The sequence below is a fragment of the Paenibacillus sp. ClWae2A genome (genome assembly GCF_032452295.1).
In the GTDB taxonomy this organism is placed as follows: Bacteria; Bacillota; Bacilli; order Paenibacillales; family Paenibacillaceae; genus Paenibacillus.
The window spans coordinates 403,587-427,096 of sequence record NZ_JAULSQ010000004.1; the positions used below are offsets into that span (position 1 = coordinate 403,587).

The following is a 23,510-nucleotide window of genomic DNA, read 5'->3' on the forward strand; positions in this document are numbered from 1 at the left end:
AATGCACGGATGAGGATTGTTGCAATTAGGACTAGTGCTTCTTCTCTAATAGGTATAGGGCATTTTATGCGTTGTTTAACACTGGCTTGTATGCTAAAGGAGCTTGGAATTCATATTATTTTTATTTGTAACAGGGATCTTCCGTCTGAGCTTGTTCAAGATATACAGCAGGAACATTTTGATCTTAAAAATACAAATGAGTTAACTACTGAAAAATTAAATTTAGTTGAAGATGCTATGTACACAACAGATGCCCTGAAAAATTTTCAAGTTGAATGGTTAATTGTAGATCATTATGGGATAAATGAAAATTGGGAACGACAGTTAAGAGCTTGCGTGCGTAATATTATTGTTATTGATGATTTAGCGAATCGTCATCATGATTGCGATGTGCTTCTTGATCAAAACCTTTATCCCAATCCTGAACTAAGATATCATGGGCTTGTTCCAGAAAAGACCATTCTTTTCCTGGGGCCTGCTTACTTTTTAATTCGACCTAATTTCTATGAACATTATGATTCTAAACATAAGCAGAAGGACTATTTTCATGTTTTTGTGAACTTTGGAGGTAGTGATCCTACAAAAGAAACAAACAAAATATTGAGTTTAATATATAAAAATGAACAGGTATTGCCTAGATTACATTTCCACATTGTAGCTGGTCCGGCCAACCCACAAAAAAAAATAATGTATCAAAACTCTCAATATTTAAACCAAGTAACTTATTATGAACAAGCTAACATTCCACAATTACTTACTATCGCTGATTTTGCAATTGGCGCTGGCGGGACTATGCTTTGGGAGCGGTGCTTTATGGGTGTTCCCTCAGCAGTTATTATTGTTGCAGATAATCAAAGAGAAGGCACACGAGAGGCTGAACGGCTAGGGTTAATTTGGAATTTAGGTGAGAGTAAAGATGTAACAGAGGGAAAGATTCTTCATTTTCTCCAGTCAATGCTTACATTTAATGAAGAGAGAGATAAGTTGCGTGAAAGGTGTCTATCATTTATGGAACCTTTGCGTAAAAAGGGCCAACACCCCGTTGTTACTATGATTAAGGAGGAAACATGATTGGAATTTCAAATTGGAGATCGCTGGATCGGCTCTAATCACAAGCCATTCATTATTGCCGAGATGTCGGGCAATCATAACCATTCCCTTGAACGAGCTTTGCAGATTGTAGAGGCTGCTGCTGCTGCTGGAGCAGATGCACTTAAACTCCAAACATATACAGCCAATACGATGACGCTAGATCTACATGAAGGTGACTTTTTTATTGAAGACTCTAATAGTTTATGGAAAGGGCAGTCACTTTATAAACTATATCAAGAAGCCTATACTCCATGGGAGTGGCATAAACCAATCTTTGATCTTTGTACTGAACTTGGTATGTTGGCTTTTAGCACACCATTTGACGAAACAGCTGTTGATTTTTTGGAAAGTTTGAGTGTGCCTGCTTACAAAATAGCTTCTTTCGAGAATACAGATGTTCAATTGATACGCAAAGTTGCTTCAACTGGTAAGCCAATAATCATCTCCACTGGAATGGCATCCATCGCAGAACTTGATGAGAGTGTTCGTGCAGCGCGTGAAGCTGGCTGTGAAAAACTTGTTCTATTAAAGTGTACCAGCACATATCCTGCATCACCAGAAAATACGAATATTTCAACCCTCCCGCATATGCAGGAGCTATTTAAATGTATGGTAGGAATGTCTGATCATACAATGGGGGTTGGTGTGTCTGTGGCTGCTGTCGCATTGGGAGCTACTGTAATCGAGAAACATTTTACATTAAGCCGCGCTGATGGTGGTGTTGATTCTGCTTTTTCGTTAGAGCCGGAAGAAATGCTCGCTCTCGTAACAGAAACTGAAAGAGCATGGAGGTCATTGGGGGAAATTACTTATGGCGCGACTGAACTAGAGAAAGAATCTGTAAAGCTTCGTCGATCACTCTATATCTCTGAAGACCTAAAAAAAGGAGACGTTCTTACTCAAGAAAATATTAAAGCAATCCGTCCAGGTCTCGGGTTACCAACTAAATATTTGAATGAACTACTTGGACGTAGCGTATCCAGAGATGTAGTCAGAGGCACACCGCTTACATGGGAGGTTATTTAATTATGGGACAAAATATTTTACTTACCGGAGGGGCTGGCTTTATAGGCCGATGGGTTGCTAAACATCTTTTGGATGTTGGTCATAATCTTTGGATTTTGGATGATCTGTCGAACGGTCGTGAATCCAATCTTATTGAATTTCAAAAACATCCTAATCTTAAGGCCTTTATTCGAGGAACAATCCTTGACGAGAAATTACTAACGAGCCTTTTCACAGAAAATAATTTTTCAGTATGTTATCACCTTGGCGCTTCAATTAATGTGCAAGATTCAATTGACGACCCACGGACAACGTTTAACAATGATACGGTCGGTACATTCTATATTTTGGAACAATGCAAGAAATTCAATACTAAAGTTGTTTTTATGAGTACTTGTATGGTGTACGATCAATGTAGCAGTGAGAGTGGTATCGATGAGATGCATCCCATAAAACCTGCTTCTCCATACGCAGGTGCTAAAATCGGGGCGGAGAATATGGTGCTTTCATATTATCATGCATATGGTTTGCCTACTGTCGTTATTCGTCCGTTTAACACATACGGTCCGTTCCAAAAAACAGGAGGAGAGGGTGGAGTAGTAGCGATCTTTATCAAAAATGAACTGGATGAAGAAGTACTTAACATCTATGGAGAAGGTACTCAAACCCGAGACCTGCTGTACGTGGAAGATTGTGCACGTTTTGTTGTATCTGCTGGTTTTACAGATGCTGTAAATGGAGAAATTATTAATGCTGGGCTTGGACGTGATATCTCAGTAAATGATTTGGCGCTGCTGATTGTCAAAGACTCGAGCAAAATTAGACATGTCAAACACATTCATCCACAAAGTGAGATTCAGAAACTTCTATGTAATTCAGCCAAGGCAAAAGAATTGCTTGATTGGGAGCCGGAGTTTTCACTTGAAGATGGGATATCACGTACTCGTGAATGGATTGTAAAAGGCGGGCTGGCTTAGCCGGTCTTTTCTTCTATGTTGTAAAGTGAATTATAATATTTTTGTTTGAGGGAGGCTGCAGCAATGATACATGGAAATGAGAAAAGATCTACCATGCTACCTTATGGGCAACAGTGGCTGGATGAAGCGGATATCGAGGCAGTCGTAAAGGTTTTGAAAGGAGATTTCATCACACAGGGACCAGTAATACAAGCTTTCGAGCAAAAATTAGCAGATTATGTGGGAGCGAAATACGGGGTAGCCTTTACTAATGGAACTGCTGCTTTGCATGGGGCCTGTTATGCTGCGGGAATTGGTCCAGGTGACGAAGTGATTACTAGTCCTTTAACGTTCCTTGCGAGCAGTAATTGTGTTCTATACCAAGGTGGAAAGCCAGTATTCGCTGATATCGATCCCCAAACATATAATATTAATCCTGCTGAAATTGAAGCGAAACTAACCTCAGCTACTAAAGCAATTATTGCAGTGGATTTTACCGGACAACCGGTCGAGATTGATCGGATTTCTAAGATTGCCAGTGACCATAACCTCGTTTTGATTCAAGATGCAGCACATTCCATTGGGGCAGATTATGATGGTCGCAAAATTGGCTCGTGGGCGGATATGACAATGTTCAGCTTCCATCCGGTTAAGCATGTAACTACTGGAGAAGGCGGCATGATTATGACAGACAACGAAGAATACTATCGAAAACTTTTAAAATTTCGAAGTCATGGAATGACTCGAGACCCACAAGAATTAACCAAAAATGATGGCTCATGGTATTATGAAATGCAAACGCTTGGTTACAATTACCGCATGACCGATATACAAGCAGCACTAGGATTATCTCAAGTGAAGAAATTGGATGATTTTATCCTCAGAAGAAGAGAAATTGTAAAAATTTATAATCGCGAACTATCAGGCATTCAAGGTCTTGTTCTTCCAGAACAGAACACTAAGTCCAATTCTAGCTGGCATCTGTATGTAGTACGTTTCCTACCCGAATATTTTTCAGCTTCTCGAAGAGAAATTTTTGACGCATTTAGGTGTATGAATATTGGTGTGAATGTGCACTATCTTCCGGTCTATCTTCAGCCGTATTATAGGGAATTAGGATTCGAAGAAGGATTGTGTCCAATTGCTGAGGAGTATTATGAGACTGCAATTACTCTCCCGCTTTATCCTAAGATGAAAGATTCAGATGTAATAGATGTAATAGATGCAGTTGAACTTATAGCAAAGAGTTTCCTAAAATGAGGGAGATAATAGAGATTGATTTTCGAGAAGTAAATAGTTCTGATATGATGTTACTTTATGAATGGGCAAATGATCCAATAACTAGGGCGATGTCATTTAATACTACTATTATTTCTAAAACAGAACATGAAAAGTGGTTTGAAAAAAGTTTACACTCTAAAAACCTTTATTTATTTATAATAGAGATTAACGAATTAAATCTACCTGTCGGTCTTATACGTATAGATGAGGAAGGATTATTGGGAATTTCGATAGATAAGCAGTTTAGGGGACTAGGCTTAGGAAGTGAAATCCTAAAAAAATTCATTAAGTATATAAAAATTAATAATTATATTCCTAAGATTGAGAAAATAATAGCTCTTATCAAGAGTGAAAATAAGGCATCAATTGTTTCATTTGAGAGAGCAGGGTTTGTAGAGAAGGGATATTCATACTTTAAAGGCCAGGCATGCTTAAATTACCACTATAGTTTACGATGAGTATATGAGAACGATGTTTTCGTTATTATCTAAATGACCAACAATGGTCATGTTAACTAGACAATGAAGAAGGATTGCAGCGTTGCAAAGGTACTCATAGAACGGACACTTAATAAAAGGTGTGCGGTCTATGGGTACTATTTTGTGTGCTGGAGTAAGCACTGGGGAATACATTATGATAAAGGAGTAATTTACGGAAGAAGACATGAACAAATGTTAAAGGGGAGGCCATCAAGAATCACTTCCTCAGTCACTGAAAAAGTGTCTCTTATAGAAACGTCAAAAAACGAGCCTTTAGAATCGCTTCTAAGGCTCGTTTTGCGTCCTGGAAATCTATGCTACCCTAAGCCTCTACTCTTTTAAAAAAGATTAATATGTTATTTCAATGAAAACTTCAGCAATATCCCTTACGCCTTCTTGTACGACTCCAACTGAACCAACAGCCTCACCAGGGATTGTCGGTGGTAATTTTAAAGCTCTTACTAGACCTGAATTTGTAACGCTGAAATAAGGCCCACCTTCGCTATATTGACTTGGATAGTATTTGTAATTACGACCGTATGGCAGTTGATAGGTTTCACCAACTTTGAGTTTTACTTGATAAGTAAGCATCTGAATCGTGACATCTGCTTTTGCTACGGGTTTAATTGTTGCATCTGATGCGGATGCAATGCCAGTGCTTAGTGAGAGCAATAGAAGTGCAGATGCAGTAAGTAGTACTTTTTTAGAATTAAACAAATTGAACATCTCCTTGGAATATATTTACTATCGCTCTAAATATATCACAAATAAATATTTATTTATTAAATACTTGTTATAAATCCAAATTGTTACATATTGTATCTGTTATCATATGTACTAATAAGATATCAGACGACTATAGCTATACATAATGTGAATGTTGCTGGTCTACTTTCGCGTTATAATTTTCTGTAAATGCACCTTGTTCTCTATTCATGTCGTTCGTTGTATCCCAGCTTTTCACCATGTTCAGAGGCAATTACATTGTATTTCAATCATCGCTTATAATCCGCTTTAGTTACTCTTTACATCGATGAGTCTCGCAATTTTCGTTGTTGTGTTGCTTGGTATGTAACAGAAGAAAACATTCTAAAAGATGCTCTGCTCAGAGGTTACTCCTATAAGTTGCTACATAAGTTTGATTGCATTTGCTATAGTTGTAGCACAGCTAGATTGTTATTTGCGCAATGTAATATATATTTTATGTTACCCTATTAGCGTTGCGTTTGTTAATCTTACTTGTATATAAGGTCACATCCGTACTTTAACAACTGATATATTCAAGTTATCCCACCTTTCAACACAATCCCCAATTAATCTACAAAAAATTCCAAGAAAACATTTACTTTTCCAATTGACAATGGATAACTTTGGATGGTATTATCTGAATTGTGGGCAGAGGTTAAGGCCGAAAGCTTCACTTCATTTGATGACGAAGGGAATGTTAGTGCATGCAAGGTAAAGTAAAATGGTTCAACGCAGAAAAAGGTTACGGTTTCATTGAGACTGAAGACGGCGGCGACGTATTCGTACATTTCTCCGCAATTCAATCCGAAGGATTCAAAACTTTGGAAGAAGGTCAATCCGTAGAATTCGACATCGTCGAAGGCGCGCGTGGACCGCAAGCAGCTAACGTAATCAAATTATAATCATCCGGACAATCCGACCTACATATATGGTTAGATGGTTACCAAATTGAATTATCGCTAGCATCAGACTCCGGTGTTCCGGGGTCTTTTTTTGTTTCAATAGGTTCGAGATTTGAGGATCATCCTAGACACATTATTCTAGTGAGTTTAATAGATTCAAGAGATAGATTGAAGTTCATTTTACATATTAGATTGAGCAGGCTCAAAATGGGTTAAATACATCATCAAGCGCCTAATAAGACATTCCATGCAAATATACGATTATGGCTGAATATGATGAAATATCGCGAAATATGGCGTTATGCCTACGTTGGCAGATGTGGCTTGAACAGATGTCATTATTCGGTCACCGGGAGTTTTTACATGGCGCTTACATTCGTGTTATAATGAAGTGGCAAAGGAAAAAGGAGGAGTGCCCTATGAATTTAAGTATTCGAGGTCAACAAATCGAGGTTACTGATGCTTTGAAGGATTATGTCGACAAAAAGTTGAGTAGACTCGAGAAGTATTTCGATGCACCCCTTAACTCTGACGGTGCTGTTACATTGAGCACGACGAGAGGTTTGCATACGGTAGAGGTGACAATCCCTTTGAAAGGCATTGTGCTCCGCGCCGAGGATGAGAGCGACGATATGTACGCATCCATTGACTCCGTGGTGGACAAGCTGGAACGTCAGATCCGCAAACACAAAACAAAAATTAACCGTAAGTTCCGCCAGGAAGGTAGCCTGAAAACACTCTTCGTTGAAGATCCAACAGGTACTGTAGCTACAGCTGAACTGGATGCGGATACGGATGACGATGATTTTGAAGTTGTACGGACGAAACGCTTTATGTTGAAACCAATGGACGTGGAAGAGGCCATCCTCCAAATGAACATGGTTGGTCACAATTTCTTCGTATTCTCCAACATTGACAGTGAAGAAGTTAGCGTTGTGTACAAACGGAACGATGGTAAGTACGGATTGATCGAACAAGGTTAATCTTAACGTACAGGATCATCGGATCGGAGTTGCGTATGAATATCTAATAATAATGAAGACAGGGACTATAGTTTCCTGGATTAGAATTAACAAGAGCTTCCATCCCTTAGGGGATGGGGCTCTTTTGTGCGTAGAGAAGCTGGGAAATGACCTTTGAAAATAAAATGGTGAAACTATTCCCTAAGCTGCTGCGTCTAATAGATAGTAAGAAGAATCACAATTGGTGCAAGTTTATCACCAGATTCTGGTGATTACGAAAATATTCGTACGCCTACATTTGAGAACTGGATATTGAGATTTCCATCCAAATTTACCATCAAAATTCGATGACAGGGCTGTCTACCCTGCAAAATGAAACATGACAATCGAACGCTTCCGCTAACGACTATGATTTTTTGCACTTAAACTCCATTTGATATGTCTTAGAAGTTCAAAGAAGTGTGCCGTGGCGTGTTGCGGCGGCTCTTACAAACTGTTACAATTTATGCAAAGAGAATCATTGTCCTGATGAGGAATTGTCAACGAATGATCGCTAATCATAATCAATGACAGGCACAGCACCATGAACATGATTCGCAAGGCTCGGGCTTCGGCTGGTTTTTAATAACCGAATCCATTTGAATACCGAATCAGCTTCATGAGGAACCTTTGGCAAGCCTGGAGTTGATTCATCATATTACTTATTAGCATATGATTTGAATTTGATTTTTACACGAATGACGAAGAGGGCAGAAATGACCTGTAGAAGCGAAGCGTTCGCCTGAAAGCTTTCTGAAAGAAAGCTACATCGGAAGCATACGCTTTATCCCCGGATTTTCCCCTCTGAGAAGAGAGTTTAAAAGAAATCAGGGGATAACAGCGATCGAAAGGACATTCTGGCAACTGAGTTGACGAAGTGTAACCTTCATTAAGCTCAAATCATATTGTTTGTCACCCCCGGGTAAGTGGATACAACATCCATCCGATGGTGTCGCGTGGCGGCAACAGGGGGTCTATTCTGTTTTGCACGAAAGGGGTATACCATGCTAGGACTTGTCAAAAAGATCTTCGGCGACATGAATGAACGTGATGTTAAACGTCTGATGAAGACGGTCGATGTGATCAATAAACTGGAACCACAATTTCAGGCGTTGTCTGATGAACAACTGAAAGGTAAAACGGACGAATACCGTGCTCGTATTGAAAAGGGAGAAACAACAGATGAGCTTCTTCCAGAGGCATTTGCAACCGTACGTGAGGCTTCACGCCGTGTACTGGGCAAACGTCACTACGATGTACAGATGCTGGGCGGTATTGCTCTGCATGAAGGCCGTATTTCCGAGATGAAAACGGGTGAAGGTAAAACGCTGGTAGGAACACTTCCGGTATATCTGAACGCGTTGATGTCCAAAGGTGTACACGTGGTCACGGTCAATGACTATTTGGCACAACGGGATAGCCAGGAAATGGGACAAATCTATGAATTTATGGGCATGACGGTAGGGGTTAACCTGAGCGGTATGGACCATGCTTTGAAACAACATGCGTATGCATGTGATATTACGTACGGAACGAACAATGAGTTTGGTTTTGACTATCTGCGTGACAACATGGTGCTGTACAAAGAACAAATGGTACAACGTCCATTGTTCTTCTGTATCATTGATGAAGTAGACTCCATCTTGGTCGATGAGGCGCGTACACCACTCATTATCTCTGGACAAGCTCAGAAGTCGACGGATATGTACTATGCAGCAGATCGTTTTGTGAAGCGTTTGGTGCCGGAAGAAGACTTTACGGTAGACATTAAGGTGAAATCCGTAGCGTTGACTGAGGCGGGCGTAGCAAAAGCAGAGAAAGCATTTGGTATCGAGAACTTGTATGATCATGCCAATGTAACTCTCAACCATCACATTGTTCAGGGCTTGAAAGCTAATGCAATCATGCGTCGTGACGTGGATTATGTAGTCAGTGATGAGGAAGTTATGATCGTTGATGAATTCACAGGTCGTCTGATGTCTGGACGTCGTTACAGTGATGGATTGCACCAAGCGATTGAAGCCAAAGAAGGCATTGAAGTACAAAACGAGAGCATGACGCTTGCTACGATTACCTTCCAGAACTATTTCCGGATGTACCGTAAACTTGCAGGTATGACGGGTACAGCGAAAACCGAGGAAGAAGAGTTCAAAAAAATCTACGGTCTCGAAGTACTGCAAATTCCAACCAACCGTCCAAACAAGCGGGATGACATGGCAGATGTCGTGTATAAGAGCATCGATGGCAAGTTCAATGCCGTTGTAGAAGAGATCGTGGCACGCCACAGTAAGAACCAGCCGGTTCTGGTAGGTACAGTATCCATCGAGAACTCGGAGCGCCTGTCTGACATGCTCAAACGCCGTGGTGTAAAACACCAGGTACTGAACGCCAAGTACCATGCGGAAGAAGCAGAGATCATCTCAGGAGCCGGCCAAGCGGGTGCAGTAACAATTGCAACCAACATGGCTGGACGTGGTACGGATATTATCTTGGGTGAAGGTGTAGCTGAAGTAGGCGGCCTTCATATCATCGGTACAGAGCGTCACGAATCACGCCGGATTGATAATCAGCTGCGTGGTCGTGCGGGACGTCAAGGTGACCCGGGTTCAACACAATTCTACCTGTCACTGGGTGATGAATTGATGAGACGTTTCGGTGCAGACAATGTATTGAACATGATGGAACGCCTTGGTTTTGAAGAAGACCAACCGATCGAGAGCCGGATGATTACCCGTGCAGTAGAATCGGCGCAGAAGCGTGTTGAAGGTAACAACTTTGACGTGCGTAAAGTCGTTCTCCAATATGATGATGTTATGAACCAACAACGTGAAATTATATATAAACAGCGCCGCGAGGTACTGGAGTCGGAAAATATCAAACAGATCGTTATGGATATGATCAAACCTTCCATTGAACGTATCGTTGAAGCTCATTGCAGTGACGATATTCCGGAAAACTGGGAGCTGCAGGAAGTTGCCGATTACATGAACAGCAAATTGCTGGACGATGGTTCGGTAACAAAAGATGATCTGTGGGGCAAGGAAGCAGAAGAAATCATCGAGTTCCTGTTCACGAAAGTTCAGAACAAGTACAATGCACGTGAAGAGCGAATTGGCGAAGAGATGGTTCGTGAGTTCGAGAAAGTGGTTGTTCTCCGTGCAGTAGACAGCAAGTGGATGGATCATATTGATGCAATGGATCAATTGCGTCAAGGTATCCACCTTCGTGCCTACGGCGGTACAGATCCACTGCGTGAGTACCAATTCGAAGGCTTCGAGATGTTCCATCAGATGATCGCTTCGATTCAGGAAGAAGTAGCGACTTATGTGATGAGAGCACAGATCGAGAGCAATCAGGAGCGTCAAGCGGTTGTTGAGGAAAGTCAGATCTCGACAAGCGGTGAACCTGCTGAGAAACGTCCAGTGAAGGTTTCTGACCAAATCGGACGTAACGATCCATGCCCATGCGGTAGTGGCAAGAAGTTCAAACACTGCCACGGTCAAGAGTAGAGCGATGGTTTTTATATACACTATAGTGTAATAAGTTGAACCTTGATTTTACACCATAACGGAGAGTGCAGAAGCAATCTGAAGAAGCGGAGCGTTCGCCTTTATCCCCGGATTTTTCCCTTGTAAGAGGGAATCAAGAAAATCTGGGGATAAGAGCGATCGGAAGATGCTGCTGTAATCGGAGTGACCGGTGTAACATGAACTAGATCAACTTATATAGATTGACATGAACGGCTCCTTGCAGCCGGGTATTCCATAGGATGAAGTGAAGGATGCAAAACCGGTTAATGGTGCATAGTTATAATAATATGACCATGATCACGGGGAAGAGATATACTGATACAACAGTAGTCTCAACACCAGGGTGGCGCATCACTTACTTGATCTGGAGGAATGTCCTGGATGCGGGGAGCTTATCTTAATGAAAAGAGGAATTGCACATGATCGATCCAAACGTGAAGCATGACCTGCGTGAAATAGGCAAGAAACTAACAAACCTTAGGGGGTCTCTTTGACTTAGATCTGAAGCAAGAGATGATCGGCAACTTCGAAGTTAAGATGTCTGCCCCGGATTTCTGGGATGATAGTGATAAGGCGCAATCCGTAATCGCTGAGCTAAACGCGGTGAAGGGATCTGTGGATCAATACACCAAACTTCAACAGGACTATGATGATGCGGTGATGATGATAGAGCTGGCGGACGAAGAAGGCGACGAAGACCTTGCTACCGAGATTGGTAACAGTATTACCGCGATCGTGAATAAGGTCGCAGAGTTCGAACTTCAGCTTCTCCTGAATCAACCGTACGACAAGATGAACGCGATTCTGGAGCTTCACCCGGGTGCGGGTGGTACCGAGTCCCAGGATTGGGGACAGATGCTGCTCCGGATGTACACACGTTGGTCCGAGAAGCGTGGCTTCAAGGTTGAGGTACTGGATTATCTGCCAGGTGACGAGGCTGGGATTAAGAGTGTTACATTGTCGATCAAGGGGCATAACGCTTATGGTTATCTGAAAGCCGAGAAGGGTGTACACCGACTGGTGCGGATCTCACCTTTTGACTCATCGGGCCGTAGACATACGTCTTTCGTATCCTGTGATGTGGTACCGGAGATTGATGATACGATTGAATTGGACATTCGCACAGAGGACCTCAAGATCGATACGTACCGGGCAAGTGGCGCGGGTGGACAACATATCAATACCACCGACTCTGCCGTACGGATTACTCACCTTCCAACAGGTGTAGTTGTAACGTGTCAGAATGAACGTTCACAGATCAAGAACCGTGAGCGAGCGATGACAATGCTTCGTTCGAAATTGTATGAGCGTAAAATTGAAGAGCAAAAACAACAGCTGGATGAAATCCGAGGAGATCAGTCGGATATTTCATGGGGTAGCCAGATTCGCTCCTATGTGTTCCATCCCTATAGTATGGTAAAGGATCACCGTACAAGCGTAGAGACTGGAAACACAGGAGCAGTAATGGACGGCGACCTCGATGCATTCATCGATGGTTATTTGCGTAGCCAGATTAAAGTAGAAACCGATTAATATAAGTTCCTGTATGGACCCATGCGTGTAGGCGTATGCTGGTGTATACGGGAGCTTTTTTTTGAATAATTTTATAGGATAGAAAAAATGAGCGAACATCTGATCAGTCACATAAAAGGAGAGCACGAGAACATGCAACAACGATCACAATTTCATAATAACCGCAAAAAGAGGTTAACCAGCCTCATTCCCCTTAATGGTCCATGGAGAAACGTCGTGGATACGGTATCTATCATTGTAGGCTCGTTTTTAATCGCAGTGGCCTTTAATCTATTTTTATTACCGAATCAGATCGCTTCAGGTGGGGTGTCCGGGTTATCCATCCTGGGCAAGGAGTGGCTCAATCTGGAGCCGGCATACACCCAGTGGGCGATTAACATTCCACTCCTTATCGCGGGTTTCCTGCTCATTGGGAAGCAGTATGGTGTGCGCTCTGTATTGGGCAGTATTGTCCTGCCATTGTTAGTCTATCTCACGAAGGATTGGGCCATTCCAACAACGAATCCACTACTTGGTTCACTGTATGGTGGGATTGGCGTTGGTCTCGGGATTGGAATTGTATATAGAGGTAGAGGGTCAACAGGGGGTATGAGCATTCTTGCCAGAATCGTACAGAAATACAGCGGACTGAGTTACTCTCTGTGTGTCGTAATTATGGATGCTACGGTTATTATTATGGCTGCATTTGTGTTGTCCTTGGAGCAGTCCCTCTATGCGCTGATTGGGTTGTATGTTACCGGTAAAGTGATCGATGCCGTTGAGATGGGCCTAGGCTTTTCCAAGGTGGCGTATATTATTTCCAACCAGACAGAAGCGATTAGCAAAGTGATTCTGGATGACCTGGATCGCGGATTAACGAAGCTGGAAGCCAAAGGCGGTTACACTGATGATCAACGAACAGTACTGATGGTCGTGGTTGGGCAAAATGAGGTGCCAAGACTCAAAGCGTTGATCCGGTCTGTGGACCCGGGAGCTTTTGTCATTATCAGTAACGCGCACGAAGTGCTCGGCGAAGGTTTTAAGCGGGGAGAACATGTGTGAACGGGTGTGAAAAATAGCGGATGAGCCGTGTAGGCTCATAAGAAATGACTTCAACAAAAAAAAGCAGGCATATCCTTCTCCGAAATGACGGGAGAGGATATGCCTGTTTTTTTACTACTAAACATCACGATAACGGAGAGGACAGAAATAGCCTTAAGAAACGAAGCGTTCGCTTAAAAGCTTTCTGAAAGAAAGCTACTTCGGAAGGCGATTCTGTCATCGGAGTGCCACCACTACAGAATCGGAGATAGCAGACGGGAAATGGCTTCTTTGAAGCGGATAATCAGACTGCGTTTTTGGTATTCATCAAGCGTCATTTCCCGCGATACATGCAGGTCGTGCTCAAAGGTTTGTACAAGTGCTGTCGCAATCGTTTCATCATACATAAAAGCATTAACCTCAAAGTTCAACCGGAAACTGCGGTAGTCAATATTGGCGGTTCCCACGGATGCTACCAAACTGTCAATGATAAGTGTTTTGGCATGAATGAAGCCATTATCATATATAAATACTTTGGCGCCAACCTTCAGCAACTCACCAATATAAGATAACGTAGCCCAATATACAAAAGCATGGTCTGGTTTATTTGGAATCATGATGCGAACATCTATGCCGGACAGACACGCGAGACGAATAGCTTCGAATACACTGGCATCCGGGATAAAATAAGGCGTTTGAATCAGGATTGATTGTTTGGCCCCGTTAATCATCTTAAGGTAACTGTTCTTGATATGCTCGGTCTCTGCATCTGGTCCACTGGAGACAATCTGCATGGCAATCTTTCCTGTACCCTCGATATTAGGGAAATGCGCGGGAACGTAAGGTGTGTCGTGTTGTTTGGACGCTTCATTCCAATCCAGGAGGAACCGGGTCTGCAGCGCATGAACGGCATTCCCCTGAATACGCAGATGTGTGTCACGCCAGTAACCGAATTTCGAGTTCAAGCCAAGATACTCATCTCCAACGTTAAACCCTCCTGTGTACCCAAGGTTACCATCGATGATGACAATCTTCCGGTGGTTCCGATAGTTCATACGCAAGTTGATCAGACTGAATTTGGATGGGAAAAAGACTTCAACCAAACCGCCTGCTTCGCGCAATTCTTTGAAAAAGCGTTTCGATACCCGCCGTGATCCGAGCGCGTCATACAGCAAACGAACTTTAATGCCTTCCCGCGCTTTGCGGATGAGTGCATCCCGAATTCTTTTGCCCAGACGGTCGCCTCTATAAATGTAGTATTGCACGTGCACGTGATCCTGAGCCGCTTCGATGTCATCCAAGAGCCGCTGGAACTTGTCTGTTCCGTCCGTAATGATCTCAACTGCATTATCCTCCGTTAACAGAGCACCGTTCTGCTTCAGGTTCATATAGATCATGTCCTGACTACTCTCGGTTGCTTGGTTGCGGAAAGGGGTGCGGTTATCGTGCAACTGCGTGAGCTGGGCTTCAATACGTTCCTCTAGCCCGAGTTTCTTACGTTCTTTCCACTGGAAAAGCCGGTATCGGGTCAGGTTCTGACCGGTTAAAAGATAAAGTACAAACCCAAACACCGGAATAAAGTTCAAAACGAGCAGCCAAGCCCAGGAAGCGCTGGCATCCTTCCGTTCGAAGAAAACGACTGCTGCGGCAAAAATAATATTCAGGCCCAGGAGCACAATAAGTAAAATGGATTCGATATGCACTATAGTCCCCCACGTCTCATAATGACCATCATGAATCTATTCATATGTCCTTGACTAGCAGGTTAGTTATGAATGAGACCCTGATTGTAATGTTTCCTACTAATACGTATTTTAACAGAAGTATACCTGTTCGTCCCGGATGTTAAAAAAAGATATGTTCGGATTGGATGGAAATCCATGTGAAATTGATGATAGAGTGTTGTATTTATATAACCAGAGTCGTATAATAATACACAAATATGCATATAAGCGACGGAATTGCTGTGTTCAGGCCTCGTTCAGGCAAGGGCATAGCACAAGTAGCGCATACATCGAGATTGGGGGAGCGAGAGTGAATAACAAATTAAAAGTAGCAATCGTCGGTTCCACCGGCTACGGCGGGGTGGAACTGATTCGTTTTTTCCAGAACCATCCGTTGGTTGAAATCACATCAGTGATCTCATCATCGAGTAGTGGTGAGTCCATCGCAGATGGATTCCCGCATTTGACGGATGTGATTCACAGGCCACTCGACGGCGTAGATCCGGCTGAAATTGCGAGTCGTGCGGATCTGGTATTCACAGCGACCCCGTCCGGCGTAAGTGCAAAGCTCGTACCAAGCCTGCTGGCGGCAGGGCTTAAGGTTATTGATCTGTCTGGCGATTTCAGACTCAAAGATGGAACAGTGTACGAAGAGTGGTATAAACATCCGGCGCCTTCAGCGGATTTGCTGGAACAAGCGGTATACGGCATGGCTGAGGTGTATGGCGAAGAAGTGAAAGGACAGAATTTTATATCGAACCCGGGCTGTTATCCAACAGCTACACTTCTTGGACTGATCCCTGCTGTAGAGGCAGGCTGGATTGATCCTTCTACTATTATAATTGATGCTAAATCAGGCGTATCCGGTGCAGGACGGGGAACCCATCTGTCATACCATTATGCAGAGATGAACGAGAATCTCAAAGCCTATAAACTGAATAAACATCAACATATTCCCGAGATCGAACAAGTGCTTGGCAATATAACGGGAACGCCTGTTACGGTTACCTTCACAACACATCTGGTGCCAATGACACGTGGAATCATGAGTACGATGTATGCAAACCTCGTTGGGGAACACAGCGACCGGGAGATCGTAGATTTGTACCGTAAATATTATGAGAACAGACCTTTCGTACGTGTACGTGAACCGGGCATCTGGCCTTCTACCAAAGAAGTGTACGGATCCAACTATTGTGATATCGGATTTGCGGTGGATCCTCGGACAGGGCGTTTGACAATTATTTCGGTCATCGACAACCTGGTGAAGGGTGCTTCCGGGCAAGCGATTCAAAATATGAACCTGATGATGGGATGGGAGGAGAACCTCGGGCTGAACATGACACCGGTATATCCATAAGGGATTGGAATTCAGGAGGAGTGCTGGAACATTCGGTGTAGAGTGCTCTCTCGGAGTCAACTTAGGGAGAATGGATCAGGTTAAGCAGGCGATCATCAGCATATAGCTGAACGCATACGGGGGATATGATATGGGAACGAATGTGGAGCAATATACTTTTACCGTGGTTGAGAACGGAACAATTGTAACCCCTGGGGGATTCACTGCTGGTGGACTTCACTGCGGATTGAAAAAGACATCTCGCAATGACATCGGAGCGATCCGATGTGATGTACCTGCTACAGCTGCTGCTGTATACACAACGAACGTGTTTCAGGCAGCACCACTCAAAGTAACGCGTGAAAGCTTGAGCAACGGACGCCTTCAAGCTGTTATCGTCAACAGTGGTAATGCTAATGCATGTACAGGGCAACAAGGTGAAGAAGATGCTTATGCGATGCGTTCGGCCGCTGCGCGTGAGTTGGGAGTGGCGGAAGAGGACGTGGCTGTGGCCTCCACAGGTGTCATTGGGGAATTGCTCAAAATGGATGCTGTACATTCAGGCATCACCGGACTTCCAGCGCATATGGGCAAGGAGTCTAATGAGGCGGAACAATTTTCACAAGCGATTCTGACAACGGATTTGGTGAAAAAGGAAGCCTGCGTCTCCGTTGTAGTTAACGGCAAGACGGTAACAATTGCGGGAGCCGCCAAAGGCTCGGGTATGATTCATCCGAATATGGCGACAATGCTCGCTTTCATGACCTCTGACGCGGTCATTGGTGCAGAAGCGTTGCAGCGCCTGCTGCGCCAGGCAACCAATCATACATTCAACATGATTACCGTTGATGGGGATACAAGTACAAACGACATGCTCGTAGCCATGTCCAGTGGATATGCAGACAATGAAGAGCTGACCACAGAGCATCCGGATTGGGACGCTTTTGCAGCCGGCTTCACCTATGTATGCCAAGTACTGGCCAAAGCCATTGCTCGCGATGGTGAAGGAGCAACCAAACTGGTCGAGGTAGAAGTTACAGGTGCAGTAAGTGATGAATCCGCACAGGCCATTGCCAAAACCGTCATTGGGTCCAGTCTGGTGAAATCCGCCATGTTTGGCGCTGACGCCAACTGGGGACGGATTATTGCAGCTGTAGGACGTGCAGGACAACCGGTGAACCCGGATGCGGTGGATATTCGTTTGGGAGAGATCTCTGTACTCGCGCAGTCCCGTCCAGTCGTGTTTGACGAAGAAGCAGCATTGGCCTATTTGCAGACTGATACAGTTCGCATTGTGGTGGATCTGCACCACGGCGAAGGAACGGCTACAGCCTGGGGCTGTGACCTGACGTATGACTACGTCCGAATTAACGCCGCATACCGCACGTAATAAGACTTTTGGATAAAGGTTTTTCGAAACAGCTGTCTTCTATTGTGAAGCTGTTTCGTGAGATGTTTCAAAAATTATCAATAAAATTTAAACTTGTTGTTTGGTGTTGGACCTATAGCGATAGTAATGGAGAAGACGGAATTGATTCTGCAGAAGCGGAGCGGTCGCCTTTGTCTCCGGGTGTTCCCCTATATAGGGATAATTCAAGAAACCTGGAGACAACAGCGATCGAAAGAACAATCCGAATTCGGAATGGCTCCTACCAGCCTTTGTCACCTTATAAAAGTGTTATATTTTTTTGAATGTAATTTTTACTATGGAAGGAGCTTGCCCTCATGAATTCAACAATGCCAAACGAGAGTACCGCAACGAAAGCGAGCACAGAGAAACAGATGTTTGTCATGAAATGTGGAGGCAGCACGCTGGCAGCATTACCCGATTCTTTCTTTGCGGATCTGCGTGATTTGCAGTCTCAGGGCACACAGCCAGTCATCGTACATGGCGGAGGTCCTGCAATCTCAGATAACCTGGCGAAGCTTGGCATCGAAACCGAATTTGTTAACGGCCTGCGCAAAACGACTGAACCTGTGCTGGACGTAGTGGAGATGGTGCTCGCTGGAAGCATCAACAAACAGATCGTGCGTTTGATTCAACGTGTTGGTGGTCGTGCACTAGGCTTGTCCGGCGTCGACGGGGGTCTGATTCAGGCTAAACCTGTTACAAACCACGCAGAGATCGGTTGGGTAGGGGATGTCACTGGTGTGAATGCAGAGATTATCCAAGGCATCGTGCACATGGGTTACATGCCGGTTATCGCGCCGGTTGGTGTAGATGCAACTGGACAACGCTACAACATCAACGCAGATACAGCTGCGGGTGCAGTGGCGTCTCATCTCGGCGTAAGTCGGATGATTGTCGTGACAGACGTTCCTGGCATCATGAAGAACGTAGGCGGTGAGAAAAAAGTGCTGCCATCCGTATCTGTACAAGAGATTGAAGACATGATCCAAACCGGAGAAATCTATGGCGGCATGATTCCCAAAGTGCGTGCAGCTATCGCATGTATTCATGGCCAAGTACGTGAGGTCGTCATCGTAGACGGCAGCGAACCTCAAATCCTGAGCCGTGTACTCGGCGGAGAAATCATCGGAACAAGAATCATCCGTATGCAATAATTCGCTCTCAGTGTGCTAGGGTCTTAATAGTCTTATATTAAATAAAAAAATATGTGCACGATTTTTTTGTGAATCTGGGCATAACGCGATAACGGAAGAGTGCAGAGCCAATCTGAAGAAAAGAAGCAAGAACGGAGAGGACAGAAATAACCTGAAGAAGCAAAGCGTGCGCCTTTATCCCCGGATTTCCCCCTGTAAACAATTAATCAAAGAAATCCGGGGATAACAGCGATCGGAAGGTTGTTCTGTCATCGAAGTGGAAGTATGCATACGTTCGGAAGATGGACTGCAATCGAAGTGGTCTAGTGTTATGTCTATTCACCTTAGGCGTGCACCAACCAATAGGAGTGATATGGTCATGGCAAAAGGCAACGAACAGCCAGGTTCTGGCACAGCGGTAGCAGGCGCAGCAGCAACAGGTGTAGCGACACAGACGGAAAGCTCGCTTTTCCAAACGTATGCACGTTATCCAATCAGTCTGGTCAAAGGTAAAGGCAGCTGGTTGTGGGATGATCAGGGTAACCGTTATCTCGATTTCATGTGCGGACTCGCTGTAACTAGCCTGGGCCATGCACCGGAGAAAGTTGGGGCCAAGCTGAAAGCTCAGATTGATGAGTTGTGGCATGTGTCCAACCTGTTCCAGATTCCAGGCCAGGAGAAGGCAGCGGCATTGTTGACAGCTAATACGTGCGCTGATGCAGTATTCTTCTGTAACAGTGGTGCCGAAGCGAACGAAGCGGCTATTAAGGTAGCCCGTCGTTATCACCAGAAGGTGAAAGGCACAGATCGCTATGAAGTGATCACATTTGCCCAGTCCTTCCATGGACGGACACTCGCTACACTGACAGCAACCGGACAGGATAAGGTGAAAGAAGGATTTTTGCCATTGCCAGCCGGATTTGTAACCGTACCTTTGCATGATATCCCTGCACTTGAAGCGGCAATTGGACCCAACACAGCAGCTATTATGCTGGAAATGGTTCAGGCCGAGGGTGGCGTATATCCAGTTGAACCGGAATTCGTCAAACATGTACGGAAACTGTGTGACGAGCATGGGCTGTTGTTGATTGTCGATGAAGTACAGACCGGAATGGGACGTACAGGCAAACTGTTTGCACACGAGCATTATGGCATTGAGCCAGACGTGTTCACCGTTGCTAAAGGCATCGGAAGTGGTTTCCCTGTAGGCGCGATGTTGGGTAAAGGTTTCCTGCGGGATGCGTTCACGCCAGGTAGCCATGCGACGACATTTGGCGGAACACCACTTGCTTCATCCGTTGTGATTGCAACAATTGAAACGATGCTTGAAGATCGCTTGCCAGAGCGTGCAGCGGAGATGGGCGAATACCTGATGAGCTCCCTACGTGATCGTTTGGCGGGTAACTCCTTTGTGAAGGAAGTACGTGGCTTGGGATTGTTAGTCGGTATTGAATGTGCTGAGCCAGTAGGTGATATTGTGCTGGCTGGGCAAAAACGCGGGATTTTGTTCGTCTCTGCAGGGCCAAATGTGATTCGTTTGCTTCCGAACCTGTATGTGAGCAAAGAAGAGATCGACGAGGCCGTATCCCTGGTAGGCACATTGATCGAAGAGCACGTAGCGGCGAAAGCCTAACATAAAAATGAGAACATTTCTGTCTCGGGGCCATTACCGGCCTCGAAGCAGAATGAGATGATGAATCCCTGTAGCCGCGCGGTGAACTCGCAGAAGGTGGAAATGAATAAATTTGAGAAGCACGAAGCCAAAGTGTCAACGTTGCTCTCTCTTCTGCCCATGCGGGTGCAGGGAACCGGAAATAAGGAGGACATTATAGATGACAGCACAACAGACGGAAAAGATTCAGAAGATTGATCTGAGAGGCCGGGATTTTATCGAATTCACGGACTACACAGCAGAGGAAATTCGTTATCTGCTTGATCTCGCGATTGAGATTAAAGGCAAGCAAAAAAGCGGTGTACCTTTTCAACCGTTGAAAGGTAAAACGATCGGCCTTATTTTTGAAAAATCATCCACACGTACGCGTGTATCCTTTGAAGTGGGCATGTTCCAATTGGGCGGACACGCACTCTTCCTGAGCAAAAATGATATCCAGCTGGGTCGTGGGGAAACAACACATGATACAGCCAAAGTATTGTCCCGCTACCTGGACGGCATCATGATCCGTACCTTTGGACACCATAATGTAACTGAACTGGCAGAGCATGCTGATGTTCCGGTCATTAACGGCCTGAGCGATGCAGCGCATCCTTGTCAGGTACTGGCAGACTTCCAAACGGTGCTGGAGCACAAAGGCAAGCTCGCAGGTCTGAAAATGGCCTACATCGGAGATGGCAACAACATGGCACACTCCCTGATGCTCGGTGCAGCGAAGATGGGAATGCATGTTGCTGTAGCAACGCCAGAAGGTTATGAGCCGGATAGCGCAGTTGTGGAGCAGGCACGCATTATCGCACAGGAGAGCGGTTCTGAAGTGACTGTAACCTACAGTGCACAAGAAGCAGCCAAAGATGCAGATATCGTGTACACAGATGTATGGGCAAGCATGGGCTTTGAAGAAGAGCAGAAGATTCGTGAGCAGGCATTTGCCGCATATCAAGTGGACGAGGAACTGATGAAAGGCGCGAAGCCGGACTACATGTTCTTGCATTGTCTGCCAGCACACCGCGGCGAAGAAGTGAGTGCCGGTGTAATTGACGGACCGAACTCCCTGATCTTTGATCAGGCGGAGAATCGCTTGCATGCACAGAAAGCATTAATGGCTGCGTTAATGAGCGAATAGATGTTGTTTGCCTTTATGGGTTGATTTTAGGCGCAGATTTCGCGATGATAGATTCATCTATAATGTACTTTAAAAAGTTAATTAAACAAAAAGCATACACAAACACGGAGAGACAGAAAAAGCCTGAAGAAGCGAAGCGGTCGCCTTTATCCCCGGATTTTACCCTTTATCATAAAGGGATGAAAAAATCTGGGGATAACAGTGATCGGAAGGGTTTTCTGGCTCGTAGGATTCAGTGTATGAAGGCTCTGTTTAACTTAACTGATCTTGGGGAGGACCATCGAACATGGCTAAGGAAAAAATTGTACTCGCGTATTCAGGCGGGTTGGACACATCTGTAATTTTGAAATGGTTGAAAGAAACGTATGATGCTGAGATTATCGCATTCACAGCGGATATTGGACAAAAGGATGAATTGGATGGTTTGGAGGAAAAAGCACTGGCAACAGGCGCTTCCAAAGTATACATCGACGATCTGCGTGATGAGTTCGCAAAAGATTTCATCTATCCGATGTTCCAGGCAGGTGCCCTCTATGAAGGACAATACCTGCTCGGCACAAGTATCGCTCGTCCACTGATCGCTAAACGCATGGTGAATATCGCTCGTGCAGAAGGTGCTACAGCCATCGCTCATGGCGCTACAGGTAAAGGTAATGACCAAGTTCGCTTTGAGCTGAACGCGGCTGCGCTGACACCAGACATTAACGTCATTGCACCTTGGCGTCTGGAAGAATTCCGTAATCAATTCCCTGGACGTGCCGAGATGATCGCGTACGCTGAGAAACATGGTATTCCGGTAACCGCATCTGCGGCTAAACCATACTCCACAGACCGTAACTTGCTGCATATCAGCTATGAGAGCGGTGTGCTCGAAGATCCTTGGTTCGATCCAAGCGCGGACGAAAACAAAGACATGTTCCTGCTGAGCAGTGCACCTGAAGATGCACCGGATCAAGCGGAGTATGTTGAACTTGAATTCGAACAAGGCGACTGTGTTGCACTGAACGGTGAGCGCCTGAGCCCGCTGCAAGTGATGGAGCAACTGAACGAGCTGGGTGGCAAACATGGTATTGGCCGTGTAGATATGGTTGAGAACCGTTTTGTTGGTATGAAGAGCCGTGGCGTGTACGAAACACCGGGTGGAACAATCTTGTTCACCGCACATCGCAAAATGGAGTCCATCACGATGGACCGTGAAGTGATGAACCTGCGTGATAGCCTGATCACACGTTACAGCACGCTCGTTTACAACGGCTTCTGGTTCGCACCGGAACGTTTGGCGCTGCAAGCGCTGGTGACTGAAAGCCAGAAAAATGTAACAGGTACGGTTCGTGTAAAACTGTACAAAGGCAATATCATCGGCGCAGGTGTGAAAAGTCCTGTCAGCCTCTACAATCCGGACATCGCAACGATGGAAGCTGATCCAACACAGGCCTACGATCAAGGCGATGCAACAGGCTTTATCCGCCTGAATGCACTGCGTTTGAAAGTAAACTCCGGCGTGGAGCAAAACAAAAACTAATTTCAACCTGCATACTAGAGCTACATCAATATAATTG

19 protein-coding genes are annotated in these 23,510 nt (G+C 44.7%); 17 read left to right on the forward strand and 2 right to left on the reverse strand.

The window, feature by feature from the left end:
* Positions 1-9 precede the first annotated feature (9 nt).
* The 5 genes from pseG to QVE09_RS16515 all read left to right on the forward strand — a co-directional run bounded on the left by pseG (position 10) and on the right by QVE09_RS16515 (position 4,792).
* Entirely contained in the window at positions 10-1,071 is a 1,062-nt protein-coding gene (gene pseG / locus QVE09_RS16495; protein ID WP_315937656.1) for a UDP-2,4-diacetamido-2,4,6-trideoxy-beta-L-altropyranose hydrolase, read from the forward strand.
* On the forward strand, positions 1,072-2,118 hold the full coding sequence (gene pseI, locus QVE09_RS16500) for a pseudaminic acid synthase (protein WP_315937657.1): 1,047 nt from the start codon (positions 1,072-1,074) through the stop codon (positions 2,116-2,118).
* A 2-nt stretch (positions 2,119-2,120) separates the two neighbouring features.
* The gene (locus QVE09_RS16505; RefSeq protein WP_315937658.1) at positions 2,121-3,074 is read left to right on the forward strand and encodes a dTDP-glucose 4,6-dehydratase; all 954 of its coding nucleotides are present in this window, start codon (positions 2,121-2,123) and stop codon (positions 3,072-3,074) included.
* A 63-nt stretch (positions 3,075-3,137) separates the two neighbouring features.
* Complete coding sequence (gene pseC / locus QVE09_RS16510) at positions 3,138-4,313, forward strand: UDP-4-amino-4,6-dideoxy-N-acetyl-beta-L-altrosamine transaminase (RefSeq protein ID WP_315937659.1); 1,176 nt, start codon at positions 3,138-3,140, stop codon at positions 4,311-4,313.
* Positions 4,310-4,792, forward strand: a complete 483-nt coding sequence (locus QVE09_RS16515) for a GNAT family N-acetyltransferase (RefSeq protein WP_315937660.1) — start codon at positions 4,310-4,312, stop codon at positions 4,790-4,792. The genes pseC and QVE09_RS16515 overlap by 4 nt, the downstream gene beginning before the upstream one ends.
* A gap of 369 nt (positions 4,793-5,161) precedes the next feature.
* On the opposite strand, the gene QVE09_RS16520 is transcribed toward QVE09_RS16515, so the two are convergent.
* Positions 5,162-5,530: a hypothetical protein gene (locus tag QVE09_RS16520; RefSeq protein WP_315937661.1), complete on the reverse strand. Its 369-nt coding sequence runs from the start codon at positions 5,528-5,530 to the stop codon at positions 5,162-5,164.
* 734 nt (positions 5,531-6,264) lie between these two features.
* On the opposite strand from QVE09_RS16520, the gene QVE09_RS16525 reads away from it, so the two are divergent.
* The 5 genes from QVE09_RS16525 to QVE09_RS16545 all read left to right on the forward strand — a co-directional run bounded on the left by QVE09_RS16525 (position 6,265) and on the right by QVE09_RS16545 (position 13,567).
* A complete protein-coding gene (locus QVE09_RS16525) occupies positions 6,265-6,462 on the forward strand; it encodes a cold shock domain-containing protein (RefSeq protein ID WP_024631599.1) in 198 nt (65 codons plus the stop codon).
* A 419-nt stretch (positions 6,463-6,881) separates the two neighbouring features.
* Positions 6,882-7,445: a ribosome hibernation-promoting factor, HPF/YfiA family gene (gene hpf / locus QVE09_RS16530; protein WP_017691993.1), complete on the forward strand. Its 564-nt coding sequence runs from the start codon at positions 6,882-6,884 to the stop codon at positions 7,443-7,445.
* 1,022 nt (positions 7,446-8,467) lie between these two features.
* Entirely contained in the window at positions 8,468-10,972 is a 2,505-nt protein-coding gene (secA, locus tag QVE09_RS16535; RefSeq protein WP_315937662.1) for a preprotein translocase subunit SecA, read from the forward strand.
* 440 nt (positions 10,973-11,412) lie between these two features.
* Positions 11,413-12,526, forward strand: a protein-coding gene (prfB, locus tag QVE09_RS16540; RefSeq protein ID WP_124116498.1) for a peptide chain release factor 2 whose coding sequence is annotated in 2 segments (ribosomal slippage) — positions 11,413-11,484 and positions 11,486-12,526 — 1,113 coding nt in all. Because the reading frame shifts where the segments join, the coding sequence is not laid out codon by codon here.
* Between the two features lie 132 nt (positions 12,527-12,658).
* Positions 12,659-13,567, forward strand: a complete 909-nt coding sequence (locus QVE09_RS16545) for a YitT family protein (RefSeq protein WP_017691997.1) — start codon at positions 12,659-12,661, stop codon at positions 13,565-13,567.
* A gap of 233 nt (positions 13,568-13,800) precedes the next feature.
* Here the strand turns inward: QVE09_RS16545 and cls are convergent, their stop codons facing one another.
* The gene (gene cls / locus QVE09_RS16550) at positions 13,801-15,249 is read right to left on the reverse strand and encodes a cardiolipin synthase (RefSeq protein WP_315937663.1); all 1,449 of its coding nucleotides are present in this window, start codon (positions 15,247-15,249) and stop codon (positions 13,801-13,803) included.
* A gap of 331 nt (positions 15,250-15,580) precedes the next feature.
* Between cls and argC the strand changes: the two genes are divergently transcribed.
* The 7 genes from argC (at position 15,581) to QVE09_RS16585 (ending at position 23,473) form a co-directional block, all read left to right on the forward strand.
* Positions 15,581-16,630 (forward strand): N-acetyl-gamma-glutamyl-phosphate reductase, encoded by a 1,050-nt coding sequence (gene argC, locus QVE09_RS16555; protein ID WP_315937664.1) that lies wholly within the window; start codon positions 15,581-15,583, stop codon positions 16,628-16,630.
* Positions 16,631-16,760: 130 nt separating this feature from the next.
* Entirely contained in the window at positions 16,761-17,999 is a 1,239-nt protein-coding gene (gene argJ / locus QVE09_RS16560; RefSeq protein ID WP_315937665.1) for a bifunctional glutamate N-acetyltransferase/amino-acid acetyltransferase ArgJ, read from the forward strand.
* Between the two features lie 335 nt (positions 18,000-18,334).
* On the forward strand, positions 18,335-19,174 hold the full coding sequence (gene argB / locus QVE09_RS16565) for an acetylglutamate kinase (protein ID WP_315937666.1): 840 nt from the start codon (positions 18,335-18,337) through the stop codon (positions 19,172-19,174).
* A 358-nt stretch (positions 19,175-19,532) separates the two neighbouring features.
* On the forward strand, positions 19,533-20,786 hold the full coding sequence (locus tag QVE09_RS16570) for an aspartate aminotransferase family protein (RefSeq protein ID WP_315937667.1): 1,254 nt from the start codon (positions 19,533-19,535) through the stop codon (positions 20,784-20,786).
* Positions 20,787-20,888: 102 nt separating this feature from the next.
* The gene (locus tag QVE09_RS16575) at positions 20,889-21,023 is read left to right on the forward strand and encodes a hypothetical protein (RefSeq protein ID WP_315937668.1); all 135 of its coding nucleotides are present in this window, start codon (positions 20,889-20,891) and stop codon (positions 21,021-21,023) included.
* Positions 20,986-21,951 (forward strand): ornithine carbamoyltransferase, encoded by a 966-nt coding sequence (gene argF, locus QVE09_RS16580; RefSeq protein ID WP_047840650.1) that lies wholly within the window; start codon positions 20,986-20,988, stop codon positions 21,949-21,951. Before QVE09_RS16575 ends, argF begins: the two co-directional genes overlap by 38 nt.
* 286 nt (positions 21,952-22,237) lie before the next feature.
* The gene (locus QVE09_RS16585) at positions 22,238-23,473 is read left to right on the forward strand and encodes an argininosuccinate synthase (protein ID WP_315937669.1); all 1,236 of its coding nucleotides are present in this window, start codon (positions 22,238-22,240) and stop codon (positions 23,471-23,473) included.
* Positions 23,474-23,510 lie beyond the last annotated feature (37 nt).